At 69.6% G+C, this 14037-nt stretch carries 11 protein-coding genes; 9 read left to right on the forward strand and 2 right to left on the reverse strand.

Features of this window, described 5'->3' with window-relative positions:
- Position 1: 1 nt before the first annotated feature.
- The 6 genes from HQN59_RS10420 (at position 2) to HQN59_RS10445 (ending at position 8755) form a co-directional block, all read left to right on the forward strand.
- The gene (locus tag HQN59_RS10420) at positions 2-967 is read left to right on the forward strand and encodes an NAD(P)H-dependent flavin oxidoreductase (RefSeq protein ID WP_176068894.1); all 966 of its coding nucleotides are present in this window, start codon (positions 2-4) and stop codon (positions 965-967) included.
- Positions 968-1305: 338 nt separating this feature from the next.
- Complete coding sequence (locus HQN59_RS10425) at positions 1306-4164, forward strand: 2-oxoglutarate dehydrogenase E1 component (RefSeq protein WP_176069214.1); 2859 nt, start codon at positions 1306-1308, stop codon at positions 4162-4164.
- A 27-nt stretch (positions 4165-4191) separates the two neighbouring features.
- Complete coding sequence (gene odhB / locus HQN59_RS10430; protein ID WP_176068896.1) at positions 4192-5472, forward strand: 2-oxoglutarate dehydrogenase complex dihydrolipoyllysine-residue succinyltransferase; 1281 nt, start codon at positions 4192-4194, stop codon at positions 5470-5472.
- Positions 5473-5483: 11 nt separating this feature from the next.
- Positions 5484-6911, forward strand: a complete 1428-nt coding sequence (gene lpdA, locus HQN59_RS10435; RefSeq protein WP_176068898.1) for a dihydrolipoyl dehydrogenase — start codon at positions 5484-5486, stop codon at positions 6909-6911.
- Positions 6912-6983: 72 nt separating this feature from the next.
- Positions 6984-8081 (forward strand): cell division protein ZapE, encoded by a 1098-nt coding sequence (gene zapE / locus HQN59_RS10440; RefSeq protein ID WP_176068900.1) that lies wholly within the window; start codon positions 6984-6986, stop codon positions 8079-8081.
- Positions 8078-8755, forward strand: a complete 678-nt coding sequence (locus HQN59_RS10445; RefSeq protein WP_176068902.1) for a hypothetical protein — start codon at positions 8078-8080, stop codon at positions 8753-8755. The genes zapE and HQN59_RS10445 overlap by 4 nt, the downstream gene beginning before the upstream one ends.
- An 11-nt stretch (positions 8756-8766) precedes the next feature.
- On the opposite strand, the gene HQN59_RS10450 is transcribed toward HQN59_RS10445, so the two are convergent.
- Positions 8767-9528 (reverse strand): PP2C family protein-serine/threonine phosphatase, encoded by a 762-nt coding sequence (locus HQN59_RS10450; protein ID WP_176068904.1) that lies wholly within the window; start codon positions 9526-9528, stop codon positions 8767-8769.
- A gap of 67 nt (positions 9529-9595) precedes the next feature.
- On the opposite strand from HQN59_RS10450, the gene HQN59_RS10455 reads away from it, so the two are divergent.
- On the forward strand, positions 9596-9799 hold the full coding sequence (locus HQN59_RS10455) for a DUF465 domain-containing protein (protein ID WP_176068906.1): 204 nt from the start codon (positions 9596-9598) through the stop codon (positions 9797-9799).
- A 43-nt stretch (positions 9800-9842) separates the two neighbouring features.
- Positions 9843-11846 (forward strand): DNA repair helicase YoaA, encoded by a 2004-nt coding sequence (gene yoaA / locus HQN59_RS10460; RefSeq protein ID WP_246294858.1) that lies wholly within the window; start codon positions 9843-9845, stop codon positions 11844-11846.
- A gap of 73 nt (positions 11847-11919) precedes the next feature.
- Here yoaA and HQN59_RS10465 read toward each other — a convergent pair whose 3' ends face one another.
- The gene (locus HQN59_RS10465; RefSeq protein WP_176068908.1) at positions 11920-12732 is read right to left on the reverse strand and encodes an outer membrane protein assembly factor BamD; all 813 of its coding nucleotides are present in this window, start codon (positions 12730-12732) and stop codon (positions 11920-11922) included.
- Positions 12733-12783: 51 nt separating this feature from the next.
- Here HQN59_RS10465 and HQN59_RS10470 point away from each other — a divergent pair, with 51 nt between their 5' ends.
- The gene (locus HQN59_RS10470; RefSeq protein ID WP_176068910.1) at positions 12784-13788 is read left to right on the forward strand and encodes an RluA family pseudouridine synthase; all 1005 of its coding nucleotides are present in this window, start codon (positions 12784-12786) and stop codon (positions 13786-13788) included.
- Positions 13789-14037 lie beyond the last annotated feature (249 nt).

Genomic DNA, 14037 nt, shown 5'->3' on the forward strand with positions numbered 1-14037 from the left:
CATGACGCTGCCTGCCGTGTTTCGTTCGCTGACGCTGCCGGTGATCGGCGCGCCCCTCTTCATCATCAGCAACCCCCGGCTCGTGATCGAGCAGTGCAAGGCCGGCATCGTCGGCTCGATGCCGGCGCTCAACGCGCGCCCGGCGTCGCAGCTCGAGGACTGGCTTGCCGAGATCACCGAGACGCTCGCCGCGCACGATCGCGCCAACCCCGACCGGCGCGCAGCGCCGTTCGCGGTGAACCAGATCGTCCACAAAAGCAACGACCGGCTCGAGCACGACCTCGAGGTCTGCGCACGCTTCAAGGTGCCGGTCATCATCACCTCGCTCGGCGCCCGAAGCGACCTCAACGAGGCGGTGCACGGCTGGGGTGGCGTGGTGATGCACGACGTCATCAACAACACGTTCGCGCGCAAGGCCATCGACAAGGGCGCCGACGGGCTGATCGCGGTCGCGGCCGGCGCCGGCGGCCATGCCGGCGTGAAGAGCCCGTTCGCGCTGATCGCCGAGATCCGCGAATGGTTCGACGGCCCGCTCGCGCTGAGCGGCGCCATGGCCACCGGGGGTGGCGTGCTCGCCGCGCAGGCCATGGGTGCCGACTTCGCGTACATCGGCTCGGCGTTCATCGCCACCGACGAAGCGCGTGCGCCAGACGCCTACAAGGCGGCGATCGTCGAGGGCAGCAGCGACGACGTCGTCTACTCGAGCCTCTTCACCGGTGTGCACGGCAACTACCTGAAGGCGTCGATCCGGGCGGCCGGCCTCGACCCCGACAACCTGCCCGAGAGCGACCCCAGCAAGATGAACTTCGGCGGCGAGGCCAAGAAGGCCTGGAAGGACATCTGGGGCAGCGGTCAGGGCATCGGCCGCATCAAGGGAGTCGTGCCGGCGCGCGAACTGATCGAGCGCCTGCGCGGCGAATATCAGGCGGCGCGGCGCCGCCTCGCGTCGACCGAGACCGCCACCTGAGTCGTCTGCCGGCAGCCAGCCGGCGCGGCCGCCACGCTGCCGGCGACGCCCCGCGGCGCGGCGCTGCCGCGCCGTGCGCGCTGTTGCCGCGCTGAAGTGATCGCATGCGTGCCGTGCGCCTCGGCTTCTGCACTGCGGGCATCCGCCTTGCCGCAGACCCCTTCCGATTCGGCAACGGGGGATACCCCTCGGTGTTACAGTGCCGGCCGAATCAGGTCCTACCCGGCTTGTCTCCTGAGCACGACCGGGTCGCTTGTCCCGCAGCAGTGGCGTAGCCGCTCGCGGAAGGTTTTTCCAACCCCCTACCAGCCCGGAAACCGGCGCGAAAGGTGAGCGAGATGATGCAGGAATACAGGTCGAACTCGTACCTGTTCGGCGGCAATGCGCCTTACGTCGAGGAGCTCTACGAAGCCTACCTCGACAACCCCGGCTCGGTGCCGGACAACTGGCGCGCCTACTTCGACGCGCTGCAGAACGTGCCGGCGGCCGACGGCTCCACGAACCCCGACATCGCGCACGCGCCGGTGGTCGAGTCGTTCGCGCAGCGCGCCAAGGCGAACGCGTTCAACAACAAGGTCTCGGGCTCTGAACTGGCCGTCGCGCGTCGCCAGGTGCACGTGCAGTCGCTCATCGCGGCGTACCGCGTGCTCGGCTCGCGCTGGGCCGATCTCGACCCGCTCAAGCGCCAGGAGCGCCCCAGGCTGCCCGAGCTCGAGCCGGGCTTCTACGACCTCACTGAAGCCGACATGGACATGTCGTTCAGTGCGACCAACACGTACTTCTCGAAGGCCGAGCAGTCGACGCTGCGCGAGATCGTGCAGGCGCTGCGCGAGACCTACTGCGGAACCATCGGTTCCGAGTACATGCACATCACCGACCCGGCCGAGAAGCGCTGGTGGCAGGAACGTCTCGAGAGCGTGCGCGCCAAGCCGAACTTCGAGGCGCAGAAGAAGGTGCACATCCTCGAGCGCCTCACTGCCGCGGAAGGCCTCGAGCGCTACCTGCATACCAAGTATGTCGGCCAGAAGCGCTTCTCGCTCGAAGGCGGCGAGAGCTTCATCGCCTGCATGGACGAGCTGATCCAGCGCGCCGGCAAGGCCGGCGTGCAGGAGATCGTGATCGGCATGGCGCACCGCGGGCGCCTCAACGTGCTCGTCAATACACTGGGCAAGGTGCCCAAGCAGCTGTTCGCCGAGTTCGACCACACCGCGCCCGAAGAGCTGCCGTCCGGCGACGTCAAATACCACCAGGGCTTCTCGAGCGACATCACCACCGAAGGCGGGCCCGTCCACCTGAGCCTCGCCTTCAACCCGTCGCACCTCGAGATCGTGAACCCGGTCGTCGAGGGCTCGGTCAAGGCTCGTCTCGACCGGCGCGGCGACAAGGAAGGCGACACCGTGCTGCCGATCCTGGTGCACGGCGATGCCGCGTTCGCGGGGCAGGGCGTCGTGATGGAGACGCTGGCGCTGGCGCAGACGCGCGGCTACTACACCGGCGGCACGGTGCACGTGGTCATCAACAACCAGATCGGCTTCACGACCTCGGACCCGCGCGACACGCGCTCGACGCTGTACTGCACCGACGTCGTCAAGATGATCGAGGCGCCGGTGCTGCACGTGAACGGCGACGACGCCGAGGCCGTGGTGCTGGCGTCGCAGATGGCGCTCGACTACCGCCAGCAGTTCAACAAGGACGTGGTGGTCGACATCGTGTGCTTCCGCAAGCTCGGCCACAACGAGCAGGACACGCCGGCGCTGACGCAGCCGCTGATGTACAAGAAGATCGCCCAGCACCCCGGCACGCGCAAGCTCTACGGCGACAAGCTGGTCGCGCAGGGCGTGCTGCCGCCGGAAGGCCCCGACGAGATGGTCAAGGCGTTCCGCGCGGCCATGGACGCCGGCAAGAGCAGCTACGACCCGGTGCTCACGAACTACAAGAGCAAGTTCGCGGTCGACTGGGCGCCGTTTCTCGGCAAGAAGTGGACCGATGCGGCGGACACGGCGCTTCCGATGGCCGAGATCAAGCGTCTGGCCGAGCGCATCACCACGGTCCCCGACAACTTCAAGGTCCATCCGCTGGTCGAGAAGGTACTCGCCGATCGCGCGGCGATGGGCCGCGGCGAGGCGCGGGTCGATTGGGGCATGGGCGAGCACCTCGCCTACGCCTCGCTGGTGGCGAGCGGCTACGCGGTGCGCCTGTCGGGCGAGGACTCCGGCCGCGGCACGTTCACGCACCGGCACGCGGTGCTGCACGACCAGAACCGCGAGAAGTGGGACGAAGGCACCTACACGCCGCTGCAGCACGTGACCGAAGGGCAGGCGCCGTTCGTCGTCATCGACTCGCTCCTCTCCGAGGAGGCGGTGCTCGGCTTCGAGTACGGCTACGCGTCGGCCGAGCCGAACACCCTCGTCATCTGGGAAGCGCAGTTCGGCGACTTCGTCAACGGCGCGCAGGTCGTGATCGACCAGTTCATCGCATCGGGCGAGGTGAAGTGGGGCCGCGCCAACGGCATCGTGCTGATGCTGCCGCACGGCTACGAAGGGCAGGGACCGGAGCACTCGTCGGCACGCCTCGAACGCTTCATGCAGCTCGCGGCCGACAACAACATGCAGATCGTGCAGCCGACCTCGGCGAGCCAGATCTTCCACGTGCTGCGGCGCCAGATGGTGCGCATGTTCAGGAAGCCCCTGATCATCATGTCGCCGAAGTCGCTGCTGCGTCACAAGGACGCGTCGTCGCCGCTCAGCGAGTTCACCAAGGGCGAGTTCAAGACCGTCATCGGAGAGCAAAGCACCGAGGTGAACGCCGAGAAGGTGCGTCGCGTGATCGTCTGCTCCGGCAAGGTCTACTACGACCTCGTCAAGGCGCGTACCGAGCGCAAGAACGTCGACGCCGTGATCCTGCGCGTTGAGCAGCTCTATCCGTTCCCGCACAAGGCGTTCGCCGCCGAGCTGCGCAAGTACCCGAACGCCACGGAGATCGTGTGGTGCCAGGACGAGCCGCAGAACCAGGGTGCCTGGTTCTTCGTGCAGCACTATCTGCACGAGAACATGGCCGATGGTCAGCGTCTCGGCTACGCCGGCCGCCCCGCGTCGGCGTCGCCTGCGGTCGGCTACGTGCACCTGCACCAGGAGCAGCAGAAGGCGCTGCTCGAACAGGCGTTCTCCAAGCTCAAGGGCTTCGTGCTGACCAAGTGACCCGCACGGCCACAGAAAGAACAAGCAATGTCAATCGTTGAAGTCAAGGTTCCGCAGCTGTCGGAGTCGGTCGCCGAAGCCACCCTGCTGCACTGGCGCAAGAAGACGGGTGAGGCGGTCGAGGCCGACGAGATCCTCGTCGAGATCGAGACCGACAAGGTCGTCCTCGAGGTGCCGGCGCCGTCGGCGGGCGTGCTCGCGCAGCTCGTCAAGAACGACGGCGAGACGTGCGTCGCCGACGAGGTGATCGCCAAGATCGATACCGACGCCGCCGCGGCGGTGAGCCCGCTGCCGATCAAGCCGGCGCCCGAGTCGGCGCCCGCACCGGCACCTGCGGCTCAGCCGGCTCCGGCACCCGCTGCGCTGGCACCGGCTCCGAGCGGCGTGAGCGCCGGCGTCGCCATGCCGGCGGCCCAGAAGATGATGGCCGATGCCGGCATGGCACCGGGCTCGGTCGCCGGCACCGGCCGCGACGGCCGCGTGCTCAAGGGCGACGTGATCGCGGCGCAGGAAACCGGCAAGGCCGCGCCGGCGCCGCAGGCCGCACCCGCGCCGGCGCCCAAGCCGCTGCCGCCGGTTGCCGCCCCGGCGCCCGCGAACCTGGGCGAGCGCCCGGAGCAGCGCGTGCCGATGAGCCGCCTGCGCGCCCGCGTGGCCGAGCGCCTGCTGCAGTCGCAGCAGACCAACGCGATCCTGACGACCTTCAACGAGGTCAACATGGCGCCGGTCATGGAGATGAGGAAGCGCTTCCAGGAGAAGTTCGAAAAGGAGCACGGCGTCAAGATCGGCTTCATGAGCTTCTTCGTGAAGGCCGCGGTCGCGGCGCTCAAGAAGTACCCGGTCATCAACGCGTCGGTCGACGGCAACGACATCGTCTACCACGGCTACTTCGACATCGGCATCGCGGTCGGCTCGCCGCGCGGCCTGGTGGTGCCGATCCTGCGCAACGCCGACCAGATGAGCTTTGCGGACATCGAGAAGAAGATCGCCGAGTTCGGCCAGAAGGCCAAGGACGGCAAGATCGGTCTCGACGACCTGACGGGCGGCACCTTCTCCATCTCGAACGGCGGCGTGTTCGGCTCGATGCTGTCCACGCCGATCATCAACCCGCCGCAATCGGCGATTCTCGGCGTGCACGCGACCAAGGAACGCGCGGTGGTCGAGAACGGGCAGATCGTGATCCGCCCGATGAACTACCTCGCGCTCTCGTACGACCACCGCATCATCGACGGTCGTGAAGCGGTGCTCGGCCTCGTCGCGATGAAGGACGCGCTCGAGGATCCGGCGCGCCTGCTGTTCGACATCTGAAAGGCGGCGCCGTGGCTCAGTCTTTCGACGTCATCGTCATCGGTGGCGGGCCCGGCGGATACACCGCCGCGATCCGTGCCGCCCAGCTCGGCTTCAGCGTGGCCTGCATCGACGAGTGGAAGGGCCGGCAAGGCGGTCCGGCACCCGGCGGCACCTGCACCAACGTCGGCTGCATTCCGTCGAAGGCGCTCCTGCAGTCGTCGGAGAACTTCGATCACGCCGCGCATCATTTCGCAACGCATGGCATCGGCGTCGAAGGCCTCACCCTCGACGTCGCGAAAATGCTGTCGCGCAAGGATGCGGTGGTCAAGCAGAACAACGACGGCATCCTCTACCTGTTCCGCAAGAACAAGGTCGCGTTCTTCCACGGCCGCGGCTCGTTCGCCAAGGCCGCCGACGGCGGTTACGAGATCGCCGTCGGCGGCGCCAAGAGCGAGACCATCAGCGGCAAGCACGTGATCGTCGCGACCGGCTCGAACGCCCGTGCGCTGCCGGGTGCCGCGTTCGACGAATCTCTGATCCTCTCGAACGACGGCGCCCTGCGCATCGGCGGGGTTCCGAAGACGCTGGGCATCATCGGCTCTGGCGTGATCGGGCTCGAGATGGGCTCTGTGTGGCGCCGCCTCGGTGCCGACGTGACGATCCTCGAGGCCTTGCCCGACTTCCTCGGCGCGGTCGACAAGCAGATCGCGGGCGAGGCGCTGAAGGCGTTCACGAAGCAGGGGCTCAGGATCAACCTGGGCGTCAGGATCGAAGGCGTCGACACCGGCGAGGCCGGTGTGGTCATTCGTTACACCGATGCCAAGGGTGCGGCGCAGACGCTCGCCTGCGAGAAGCTGATCGTCTCGATCGGCCGCGTTCCGAACACCGACGGGCTCGGTGCCGACGCGGTCGGGCTCAAGCTCGACGAGCGTGGCTTCATCGCGGTCGACGGCGAGTGCAAGACCAACCTGCCGAACGTCTGGGCAGTCGGCGACGTGGTGCGCGGGCCGATGCTCGCGCACAAGGCCGAGGAAGAGGCCGTCGCGGTCGCCGAGCGCATCGCGGGCCAGCACGGGCACGTCAACTTCAACACCATTCCGTGGGTGATCTACACCAGCCCGGAGATCGCCTGGGTTGGTCAGACCGAACAGCAGCTCAAGGCCGAGGGCCGCGCGTACCGTGCTGGCACCTTCCCGTTCATGGCGAACGGCCGCGCGCGCGCGCTTGGCGACACGACCGGCATGGTGAAGATGCTGGCCGACGAGAAGACCGACGAGATTCTCGGCGTTCACATCGTCGGGCCGATGGCGTCCGAGCTGATCTCGGAGGCCGTGGTCGCGATGGAGTTCCGCGCCTCGTCGGAAGACCTCGCGCGCATCTGCCACGCCCACCCGAGCCTGTCGGAAGCGACCCGCGAAGCGGCGCTCGCGGTCGACAAGCGGGCCCTCAACTTCTAGCGCCGGGTCGCCGAGCGCGCGTGCCAGCGGCTCCGGCGCGGCACGCGTGCCGGCGCTTGCAAGGCTTCACCCGTGCCCGTTCGCGAGCTCTATCAGCAGACCCTGGCCGAGCGCGGCTACGCCGCCGACCCGGCGCAGCTGCGCGCGATCGACTCGCTCGAGCGCTGCGAGCGCGAGTGGATCGCCTACAAGGCCCGGCGCGGTAACGCGCTCACCAAGCTGATCACGCACCCGCCGATCCCGCGCGGGGTCTACATGTGGGGCGGGGTCGGTCGCGGCAAGAGCTTCCTGATGGACTGCTTCTTCAACGCAGTCCCGCTGCGCCGCAAGACGCGCCTGCACTTCCACGAGTTCATGCGCGAGGTGCATCGCGAGCTCGCCGACCTGCAAGGCACGGTCAACCCGCTCGACAAGCTCGGGCAGCAGATCGCACGCCGGCACCGCCTGATCTGCCTCGACGAATTCCACGTCGCCGACATCACCGACGCGATGATCCTGCACCGGCTGCTCGAGTCGCTGTTCGACAACCGGGTCAGCATCGTCACCACGTCCAACTTCGAGCCTGACGGGCTCTACCCGAACGGGCTGCACCGCGAGCGCATGCTGCCGGCGATCGACCTGCTGAAGGATCGCCTCGAGGTGGTCAGCGTCGACAACGGCACCGACTATCGGCAGTCGACGTGGGAGCACGTCGAGACCTACTACACGCCGCTCGGCGAGGCCGCCGACGCGGCGATGAACGCGACCTTCGAACGGCTCGCCGAAGCGCGCGACGAGGACCCGGTGCTGCACATCGAGCAGCGCGAGCTGCGCGCGCGACGGCGCGCCGGCGGCGTGGTCTGGTTCGACTTCAAGGTCCTGTGCGGCGGGCCGCGCTCGCAGAACGACTACCTCGAGCTCGCGACCCAGTTCCACACGCTCATGTTGTCGGGCGTGCCGCAGATGTCGCCGCGCCTCGCATCCGAGGCGCGGCGCTTCACGTGGCTGGTGGACGTGCTGTACGACCGCCGCGTCAAGTTCATCATGTCGGCCGAGGTCGCGCCCGAGCAGCTCTATACCGAAGGGCCGATGGTCCACGAGTTCCCGCGCACCGTGTCTCGCCTCAGCGAAATGCGTTCGCCCGAGTTCCTGGCGCAGGCGCGCCGCGACGTCGACACGGGCCTCACGTGAGCCGTCGCGCTGCGTATCGACATGGCTGGGCAACGCTCGCCCGCGGGCTGGCGCCTGCGCTTGTCGCGTTGCTGCACGGCTTCGCGCTGGCTGCCGCGCCGGCCGAGGAAGCGGCCGAGCGCCGACGCATCGCCACGCAGCGCCAAGAGATCGAGCAGCGCTTCCTCGAGCGCCAGCGCGAGTGCCGCACCCGCTTCGTCGTCACCTCGTGCATCGACGAAGCCAAGCGCGAGCGCCGCGGTGCCCTGGTGCCGCTGCGCGATCGCGAGATCGAGCTGAACGATGCGCAGCGGGCGCGTGCGGCGGCCGAGCGCGAGGCCGCGATCGCAGAAAAGGCGACGAGCAATGCCGAGCGCGAGCGACGCGACGCCGAGCGCGCCGACCGCGAGCCGCGCCAGCCGCGTGCCCCGCGCGAGGTTGGCGAGCCGCGCAACCCGCGAGCGCGAGCGCTGCCGCGCCTCGATCGCAACGAGCCGCGCGCCGCCCGCAGGAGCGCCGCCCAGCGCGAGCCAAAGGCGCCGAAGGCGGTCGACGAAGCCGCCAACCGCGCGCGCTTCGAGGCGCGTCAGGCCGAGGCGGCGAAGCACCGTGCCGAGGTCGAGGCCCGCAACGCCGCGCGGACCAAGAAGCCGTCGGCACCGTTGCCGGTGCCGGGCGCCGCGTCGGCGCCTTAGCGCGCGGCCGATCAGCCGAGCGGCTCGACGCGCACCATCGCGAGCGACAGGTTGTCGCCCGATCCGCGGGCGCGTTGGCGCGCCTTGCCGACCAGCATTTCGGTCGCCTCGCGCGGCGGCAGCGCGTGCACGATCGCACCCAGCTCGCGCGGCGTGAAGTAGTGCCAGAGTCCGTCGCTGCAACTGAGGATCGTGTCGCCGATCGCCAGCTTCTCGAGGCGCTTCAAGGTGATCGGCGGATCCTGCACCGTGCCGAGGCAGCCCGTCAGCAGGTTCGACTGCGGGTGGTTGTTGGCCTCTTCCTCGGTGATCTGGCGCTCGTCGACGAGGCGCTGCACGTACGAGTGATCGACGCTGCGGCTCAGCATCTCGGCACCGCGGAAGTGATAGATGCGCGAGTCGCCGGCGTGCACGTGGTCGCACTCGAGCGTCGGGCCGATCAGGAACGCCGCCACGGTGCTGTGCGGCTCCTCCTCGGCGGTGATCGCCGTCAGCTTGATCATGAGGTGCGCCTCGATGACCAGCTGCTTGAGCGTCTCCGAGGGCGAGTCCCGGCTGGGCGCGTAGCGCTCGAACAGCTGCTGCGCGGTGAGGATCACCTGGTCGGCGGCCTTGCGCCCGCCGCTCTTGCCGCCCATGCCGTCGGCCAGGACGCCGAGCATGCAACCGGCGACGCGCTGGTGCGGGATGATCTGGACCTGATCCTGCTGATAGGCCCGGTCGCCACGGTGGATGCCAGTCGTCGCCGACAGCCGGTAGCCCAGGTTGCTCATGTGCGAAAACTATAATCGCTTTGCCCCTGACGACCGGGGCGGAAACCGCGACTAAGTCCCGCCTCCGATGGACAACGATCTGCATTCGCGGGAGCGCCAGCTGATCGAGATGCGCATCGAACACGCGGACCTCGACGCACTCATCGACCGCGCCGCCACGCACGTCGCCGACGACGATCTCGCGCTGCGGCGCCTGAAGAAGCGGCGCCTGCTGCTGCGCGACCAGATCCAGCGCCTCGAAGCCGAGCTCGGCCCGCTCGAGTCGGCATGACGCGTTCGGCGATGCGTCGCCCGGCGATGTCGCCCGCGCGGCACTGACGGAGCCCTCGATCAGCCCCCTGCAGCAGGAAGTCGCCGCCGCGTTCGAGCCGAGCGGCGCCCTCGCGATCGCCGATCCCGCCTACACGCCGCGCGCGGTGCAGGTCGAGATGGCGCTGGCGGTCGCCGGCGCCATCGACGATCGCTCGGCGCTGGTCGTCGAGGCCGCCACCGGCGTCGGCAAGACTTTCGCCTACTTGGTCCCGATGCTGCTGAGCGGCGCCCGTGCGCTGCTCAGCACCGCGACCAAGAACCTGCAGGACCAGCTGTTCCTGCGCGATCTGCCGCGGCTGCGCAGTGCGCTGCAGGTGCCGGTGACGGTCGCGCTGTTGAAGGGGCGGGCGAGCTATCTCTGTTTGCACCGCCTCTCGATCGCGCGTCACGACGACGCCGGCGCCGACCGCTGGACCGCGCGCACGCTGGCCAAGATCGAGACCTGGTCGACGCGCACCGCGAGCGGCGATCTTGCCGAGCTCGAAGGCCTCGACGAGCGCAGCAGCGTGATTCCGCTCGTCACGTCGACGCGCGAGAACTGCCTCGGCAGCGACTGCCCGAGCTTTCGCGACTGCCACGTGATGAAGGCGCGCCGCGAGGCGATGGCCTCCGACATCGTGGTCGTCAACCATCACCTGTTCTTCGCCGACATGCAGCTGCGCGACAGCGGCGTGGCCGAACTGCTGCCGAGCGTCGACGTCGCGGTGTTCGACGAGGCACACCAGCTCGCCGAGGCCGGCGTGCAGTTCCTCGGCACGACGCTCGGCAGCTCGCAACTGCTCGACTTCTCGCGCGACCTGCTCGGCATCGGGCTGCAGCAGGCGCGCGGGCTCGCCGACTGGCAGGGCGTGGCCGGGCGCCTGGAGCAGGCGGCGCGCGAGCTGCGCATCGGCGGCGTCGGCACGCAGCGCGAGATCCGCGCGGCGACCAAGCTGCGCTGGAGCGATCGCGGCGAGCGCGCCGACTTCGTCGCGGCGCTCGGCGAGGTCGCGGCGGCGGCAAAGGCTGCGGCCGAGGCGCTCGACCTCGTCGCCGACGCCTCGCCCGATTTCGCCCGCCTCGTCGAACGCGCACGGCGCCTCGCGGAGCTGGCGGCGCGCTTCGCGACACCGGCGCGGGCCGGTCACGTGCGCTGGATCGACGTGACGCCGCAGAACGTGCGTCTGGTCGAATCGCCGCTGGACATCCGCGACGCCCTGCGCGAGCAGATGGCAGGCTCGCCCAAGGCCTGGGTCTTTACGTCGGCCACGCTCGGCGACGACGAGCGTCTGCGCTGGTTCTGCGAGCCGGCCGGCCTCGATGACGCGCCGACGCTGCGCCTCGGCAGCCCGTTCGACTACGCGGGGCATGCACGCCTCTACGTGCCGCGCGCCTTCCCGAAGCCGAGCGAGCCGGCCCACCCCGGGGCGGTCGCCCGCCTGGCCGCCCGTTGCGCGCGCGCGCTCGGCGGCCGCACCTTCGTGCTGACCACGACGCTCCGATCGCTCGCCGTGATCGGCGATCAGCTGCGCGACCTGTTCGAGGAAGAGGGCGACGCCATCCGCGTGCTGGTGCAGGGCCAGACGCCCAAGCGGCAGCTGATGCAGCAGTTCCTGTCCGATCCGTGCTCGGTCCTGGTCGGCTCGCAGAGCTTCTGGGAAGGCGTCGACGTCCCCGGCGACGCGCTGCAGTGCGTGCTGATCGACAAGCTGCCGTTCCCGCCGCCGAACGACCCGCTGGTCGAGGCGCGCGTCGAGCGGCTCGAGAACGAGGGCCGCAACCCGTTCGCCGACTACTTCGTTGCCGAGGCGGCGGTGTCGCTGAAGCAGGGCGCCGGTCGCCTGATCCGCAGCGAGACCGACCGCGGGCTGCTGGTGGTCTGCGATCCGCGGGTCGCGACGATGAGCTACGGACGGCGCCTGCAGCGCGCGTTGCCGCCGATGACGGTACTGACCGAGGAGCGCGAGGCGCTCGCCTGGCTCGAAACCCTGACCAAGCCGCAGAGCGCCTGGTCGACCATCGACTGAGTCGCGCGCGGCCCCGGCGCGGCGGCCGCCGGTCAGGACGGCCGAACCGTTTGGCGGCAAGCCGCTCGGCGGACTACCAGACCTGCCACCACGAGCGCTGGCGGCCCTCGATGCCGTCGCGATACAGCGTGGTGTTCGGGAAGTTGCGATGCAGCACCCGGTCGGCGTCGTCGCGCAGCTCGTTGAGGCCGAGCTTCTCGTAGCTCTGCACCATGATGAAGAGCGCTTCCTCGGTGGCCGGCGAGTGCTGGAACTCCTGCACCGCCTGCTGCGCACGGTTCGCCGCGGCCACATAGGCGCCGCGCCGGTAGTAGTAGCGCGCGACGTGAACCTCGTACGCCGCGAGCGAGTTCACGATGTAGGTCATCCGCACCCGCGCGTCCTCGGCGTACGTCGAATCGGGGAAGCGCTCGGCGAGCTGCTTGAACGCCTGGTACGAATCGCGCGAGGCCTGCTGGTCGCGCTCGGACAGGTCCTGGCGCGCCAGGCTGCCGAGCAGTCCGAGGTTGTCGTTGAAGTTGACGAGACCCTGCAGGTAAAGCGCGTAGTCGAGCGCCGGACTCGTCGGATGCAACTTGATGAAGCGCTCCAGCACCGCGAGCGCCTGCGCCTTCTCGCCCGTCTTGTAGAGCATGTAGGCGCGCTCGAGCTGGGCCTGCTGGGCGAGCACCGTGCCGGCGGCGCGACCTTCGAGGCGCTCGTAAAGGCGCCCGGCACGCTCGTAGTTGCCGGCGGCGGATTCCTCGCGTGCCTCGGCGTACAGCCGCTCGGCGGACCAGCGGGCGGTCTCGTCGATGGTGGCGGTGCTGCAGCCGGCGATGAGGGCCGCGGCCAACATCGCCGACACTGTCGCGCCGACGCGGCGAGCGGGGGTTTTCAGGGTCATGGACGGGGAAACGCCGGGGCCGATCGATGCGCGATCACGAAGCGAAATTATATGGTTGACCCCTTTGGGCCCCGACCGGCGTCCGACGACGACGAGCTGGCGGAGGCCGGCGCGGCCGACGCGGCCGACGCGGCCGGCGTCGAGACACGCAGTGCCACGGTCGGTGCCGACAGCCACGGTCAACGACTCGACAAGGCGGTGGTCGCGATCGCGCCCGAGTTCTCGCGCAACCACCTGCAGTCGCTGATCGAGGCCGGCCACGTCGTCGTCGACGGCGCGCCGGCGACCAGCGCGTCGCGCAAGGTCCGCGCCGGGCAGCGCATCGACGTCACGCTGGTGCCGACCGCGGAAAGCCGCGCGTATCGCGGCGAGGCGCTGCCGCTCGCGGTGGTCTACGAGGACGAGCACGTGCTGGTGCTCGACAAGCCCGCAGGAATGGTCGTCCATCCGGCCGCCGGCAACTGGTCGGGCACGCTGCTCAACGCGCTGCTCGGGCGCGACCCCGCGGCGGCGGCGCTGCCGCGCGCGGGCATCGTGCACCGGCTCGACAAGGACACCTCGGGCCTGATGGTCGTCGGCCGGAGCCTGCCTGCGGTGACCGCGCTCGTGCGCGCCATCGCCGCGCGCGAGGTGCGTCGCCGCTACGCCGCGATCGCGCACGGCGCACTCGCCGCAGCGCCGTTCAGCATCGAGGCGCCGGTCGGCCGCGACCCGCAGGTGCGCGTGCGCATGGCCGTCGCCGCGGGGGGCAAGCCGGCGCGCACCGACGTGACGCCGCTCGCGACGTACGACGGCTTCAGCGCCGTCCGCTGCGCGCTGCACACCGGCCGCACGCATCAGATCCGCGTCCACCTGGCGTGGCGCGGTCATCCGCTCGTCGCCGATCGCCTCTACGGTGGCACGCCGGCGCTCGGCATCGACCGGCAGGCGCTGCACGCCGCCGAGCTCGGCTTCGCGCATCCGATCGACCGCCGGCGGCTCGTCTTCCGGGCTCCCGCGCCGGCCGATTTCGCCGCCGCGTGGCGGCAACTGACCGACCAGCCCCTGGCTGAGTAAAAGCCTCGAAACGCGCGGCTACAATCGGCGCAATCTGGCGTGCGGACCACCCGCTGGGCACCTCACTTGCCCGTTGCCGGCTCCCAGCCCGATCTCGCCGCACCTGAGGGTGCGATCCCCTGGCTCGCGAAACGCAGCCACCCCGTCGGTCCGAGTCACGTGTGCGTGACGCGAGCGCCCAAGGCGCCCGGGCTGCCGAACCCTTGCGCCCAGACCGCCGGTCCGACCGGTCGAGGATGTGAACGAAGA

The organism is Rhizobacter koreensis (genome assembly GCF_013366375.1).
In the GTDB taxonomy this organism is placed as follows: domain Bacteria; phylum Pseudomonadota; class Gammaproteobacteria; order Burkholderiales; family Burkholderiaceae_C; genus Schlegelella_A; species Schlegelella_A koreensis.

Bases quoted from the DNA above. Each gene is read 5' to 3' on its own strand.
- HQN59_RS10420 (WP_176068894.1), top strand. From the start codon at position 2: ATGACGCTGCCTGCCGTGTTTCGTTCGCTGACGCTGCCGGTGATCGGC.
- HQN59_RS10425 (WP_176069214.1), top strand. From the start codon at position 1,306: ATGATGCAGGAATACAGGTCGAACTCGTACCTGTTCGGCGGCAATGCG.
- odhB (WP_176068896.1), top strand. From the start codon at position 4,192: ATGTCAATCGTTGAAGTCAAGGTTCCGCAGCTGTCGGAGTCGGTCGCC.
- HQN59_RS10450 (WP_176068904.1), bottom strand. From the start codon at position 9,528: ATGAGCAACCTGGGCTACCGGCTGTCGGCGACGACTGGCATCCACCGT.
- HQN59_RS10455 (WP_176068906.1), top strand. From the start codon at position 9,596: ATGGACAACGATCTGCATTCGCGGGAGCGCCAGCTGATCGAGATGCGC.
- HQN59_RS10465 (WP_176068908.1), bottom strand. From the start codon at position 12,732: ATGACCCTGAAAACCCCCGCTCGCCGCGTCGGCGCGACAGTGTCGGCG.
- HQN59_RS10470 (WP_176068910.1), top strand. From the start codon at position 12,784: ATGGTTGACCCCTTTGGGCCCCGACCGGCGTCCGACGACGACGAGCTG.